3 protein-coding genes are annotated in these 3,498 nt (G+C 69.6%); 2 read left to right on the top strand and 1 reads right to left on the bottom strand.

The window, feature by feature from the left end; genetic code table 11:
- The first annotated feature begins 367 nt into the window (after nucleotides 1-367).
- The gene (locus ACFO0C_RS32175) at nucleotides 368-973 is read left to right on the top strand and encodes a hypothetical protein (protein WP_378070481.1); all 606 of its coding nucleotides are present in this window, start codon (nucleotides 368-370) and stop codon (nucleotides 971-973) included.
- A 26-nt stretch (nucleotides 974-999) separates the two neighbouring features.
- On the top strand, nucleotides 1,000-1,668 hold the full coding sequence (locus ACFO0C_RS32170) for a 2'-5' RNA ligase family protein (protein WP_378070480.1): 669 nt from the start codon (nucleotides 1,000-1,002) through the stop codon (nucleotides 1,666-1,668).
- A gap of 16 nt (nucleotides 1,669-1,684) precedes the next feature.
- Here the strand turns inward: ACFO0C_RS32170 and ACFO0C_RS32165 are convergent, their stop codons facing one another.
- On the bottom strand, nucleotides 1,685-3,052 hold the full coding sequence (locus ACFO0C_RS32165; protein WP_378070479.1) for an MFS transporter: 1,368 nt from the start codon (nucleotides 3,050-3,052) through the stop codon (nucleotides 1,685-1,687).
- Nucleotides 3,053-3,498: the final 446 nt, after the last annotated feature.

Genomic DNA, 3,498 nt, shown 5'->3' with positions numbered 1-3,498 from the left:
CTTTACCCGCCGTTTCCGCCGTGTCAAATCCGCGTTTCGCAACCGAATTCAACAAAACAAGAACGCACTGAACCACGCGATCGCTAAGATCGCCTGATCAAGATCTTGGGTTCCCCAGGACGGCCGCTCCGGGCCCCTATATCGGGTCCCTCTCGCTCGCCCGTCTCCCTGGCGGCTCGCTAAACACTACCCGCCCCTCCACCCGACTCCAAATCGGGGGGCGGCGACGGGCATCACATCATCCAGTCGAGCTAAAAGGCTCAGGTCAGCGCCAGTCCACCCGACAAATAAGGGCATTTAGGCGCCTGTGGATACAGACTGTGTACGACGGACGGCACGACGTGCGCGGAAGGCATATAACGAACGCATGCGCACTGACGAGCTCGCCGACCTGATCGCCGAGATACCCGGGACCGAGGTCTCCGCGGTTCCCGGCATCGTCACCGCGCGGGTGCCGGCGATCGACGACACGGCACGCATCATGTTCCGGGACGTGCTGGACGCCTATGAGGTGATGGTGCCGACCGGGGCACCGGCCGTGCAGGTGGACATCAAGCGCAAGCGCGAGTCACTGCCGCTCATCTTCACCGTCGACGACGTCGTCTTCGCTCCCGTCTACGCCGACGATCTGGTCGACCCCGAGGACGAGCTGCTGGTGCCGGCGATGCCCGGCATGATCGCCTACTCGGAGATGCACCGGGACGTCCGCGCGCTGGGCAAGGCGATCGACGACCCGGCCGTCGAGCTCGATCCGGAGATGCTCGCCGCCACGATCCTGGCCCACCGCTGCTTCATCGCCGGCGCCATGCGGGTCGGCCTGTGGCCGGTGCGGGTCGCCGCCTGGTGGGAGTACACGTCAGCCAGGGCAGCCACCACGGTTCGGCTGGCGCGTTTCCGTCCCGACCCGCGCTGGGACGAGCTGATGGCCGACGTCACCGAGGCCCGTCGCCAGTCCGCTCCCGCCGAGCTCTGATCGACCGTTCTGCAAGGGGACCACGGATGAGACGCCACCTGACGATCCTGTTGACCGGGCCATCGGCCACGCTTCTGGAGGGCTGGCGGCGAGCGTGGGATCCGGTCATGGCCGCGGTCGTGCCAGCGCACGTGACGCTGCTCTACCCCGAGGAGGCTCTGATCCGGTGCCCGGCCGACCCGGCGCCGGTCCCGGAGGCCCGCCACGAGACGCAGGCGACGGAACAGTTCCCGACGCCGGCGGAGGTCCGGTTCGTGGAACCTCGGCAGGTCGAGGCCCTGGCCGCGGAGACGACGCCTTTCCGGTTGCGTCCGGGTGCGGTCTTCACTCTCGATGAGGGCCACGGCGGTGTGTTCGTGGCAGTCGAGGACGTCGACGGGGCATGGGCGCAGCTACGTCGGCGGCTGCTGGGGGCAGCGTCCGGCTTGACCTCCGCCACCGGCGGTGTGACCGGCTTGACCTCCGCCACCGGCGGTGTGACCGGCTTGACCTCCGAGTTCCCGCCACATGCGACCGTCGTGCATCCGCGCACGTCGAGCCGTGGCCCGGAGTGCTGGGCGGCGTTCCGGGGCATGTCGCTGAGCGGCGAGTTCACCGTCTCCGAGATCGTCCACACCACGACGACCGCGGAGGTGTTCACCGTCGAGCAGCGATTTCCGCTCCTGGGCTCAGCGCGCGGACCGACGGCACCGTAGTCAGAGACGGGCGGGGTCAGGCCGCCGATTCGGCGGGGCTGGACGCCACGATCAGGGAGGGGCGGGGTATCCGGACCGCGCAGATCAGCGCGCCGGCCAGGGCGGCGGCGTAGAGCAGGAGGACCGTCACGTACGACGATTCGCCCGTCGACCAGGTGAGGACCGAGCCGCCGACGGCGGTGCCGAGGCTGCCGCCGACGGTGCGCATGACGGTGTTGACGGCTGCGGAGACGCCGGTCTGTTCGGCGGGGACGGCTTCGACGACGAGAGCGCCGACCGCGCTGAACGCCAGTCCGATACCCGCGCCCATGACCAGGATGCCGAGGAGGATCTGCGGGAGGGTGTGATGCCAGACGGCGAGCGCCAGGTAGGAGAGCCCGGCTGCGGCGATCCCGGCGGCGAGTGCGGCGCGTGGCCCCTGACGGGCGGTGAGCCGGCGGTGGACCGGCATGACCAGGAGATTGCCGACCGCGGTGGGGAGCATGGCCAGGCCGACGACGGTGGGGCCGACCGCGAACCGGTCGACGATCAGCAGCGGGATCACCATCCACGAGCCGAACATGCCGAACCCGAGAAGGAGGGTGGCCGCGTTGGTGGCCCGGACGACCGGCAGGGCGAGGGTGCGCAGGTCGATCAGCGGACTTCGCGGGTCCAGCGGGGCGGCGCGGCGCTGACTGCGCCACCAGAGGGGGGCGACGACTGCGGCGGCGGCGAGGGGCCAGGGCCAGCCCGGCTCCGGGAAGCGGCTGATGGCGAACAGCAGCAGTCCGAGCCAGGTGGAGAGGAGAGCGGCACCGAACCAGTCGATCTTGTGCTGGGCGGTGGCCGGTCTTGCGTGCGGCAGTAGCAGGGCGACCGGGATCATCGCGAGCGCGGAGATCAGGGCGGGGATCAGGAACAGCCAGCGTGAGGAGAGCAAGGTGAGGATCGGGCCGGCGGTGATGGTTCCGGCAGCACCTCCGACGCTCATCACGGTCGATATCACGACGAAGGCGCGCTGGCGGGCTTCGGACGGGAGGTGATCTCTGACCAGGGCGAAACAGAGCGGGAAGACGGCGCCACCGATGCCCTGGATGACGCGTCCGGCGATCATGACGGGCAGGTGGGCGGCGAGTGCAGAGGTGACGGCGCCGATGCTCATGGCGGTCAGGGCTACGAGAAGGATGCGGCGTTTGCCGTAGGCGTCGGCGAGCCGGCCGAGAACCGGGGTGGAGATCGAGGCGCTGAGCAGGAAGGCCGTCAGCAGCCACGCGGCGCCGGACGGGGTGGTGCCGAGCTCACGCTGGAACACGCCGAGCGCGGGCACGACCAGCGACTGCAGGACCGAATACGCGGTGGTGGCGAGACAGAGGCCGCCCAGCACGGGCGGGGCGGCGCGATTCAACAGATCAAAACCTCTCATATCGTACGAGCCACCGCGCCCCGACCGCACCTACCCGGTGCCGCCCTGCCCCACGTTCGTCGCGTCCCGTGGACCTGCCGCGGCTGCTCCACCCACGGCGTCGCCCAACAAACAGACTGGCCCGGGCAGAGCAGGAAAGGCCGGGCCGGCAAGGCAAGCCAGCGGAACCGGGCCGGCAAGCAAGCCAGCGGAACCTGGCAAGGGACGGACCGCGAGGTAGGCGGAACCGGACGGAGCAGGAAGGGCGAGGCAGACGGAACCGCACGGAGCAACGGAACCGCACGGAGCAAAGGAAGGGCGAGGCAGACGGAACCGCACGGAGCAACGGAACCGCACGGAGCAAAGGAAGGGCGAGGCAGACGGATCCGCACGGAGCAAAGGAAGGGCGAGGCAGACGGAACCGGGCGGAGCCAGAGGGTTGGCTGCGG

Source organism: Actinoplanes subglobosus (assembly GCF_042650585.1).
Lineage (GTDB): Bacteria > Actinomycetota > Actinomycetes > Mycobacteriales > Micromonosporaceae > Actinoplanes > Actinoplanes subglobosus.
Note: the sequence above shows the minus strand (reverse complement) of the source record. Positions and strands in the feature narration are given on the sequence as shown.

What these genes read in the sequence shown, in the direction of transcription:
- ACFO0C_RS32175 (WP_378070481.1), top strand. Translation starts at nt 368, where the DNA reads ATGCGCACTGACGAGCTCGCCGACCTGATCGCCGAGATACCCGGGACC.
- ACFO0C_RS32170 (WP_378070480.1), top strand. Translation starts at nt 1,000, where the DNA reads ATGAGACGCCACCTGACGATCCTGTTGACCGGGCCATCGGCCACGCTT.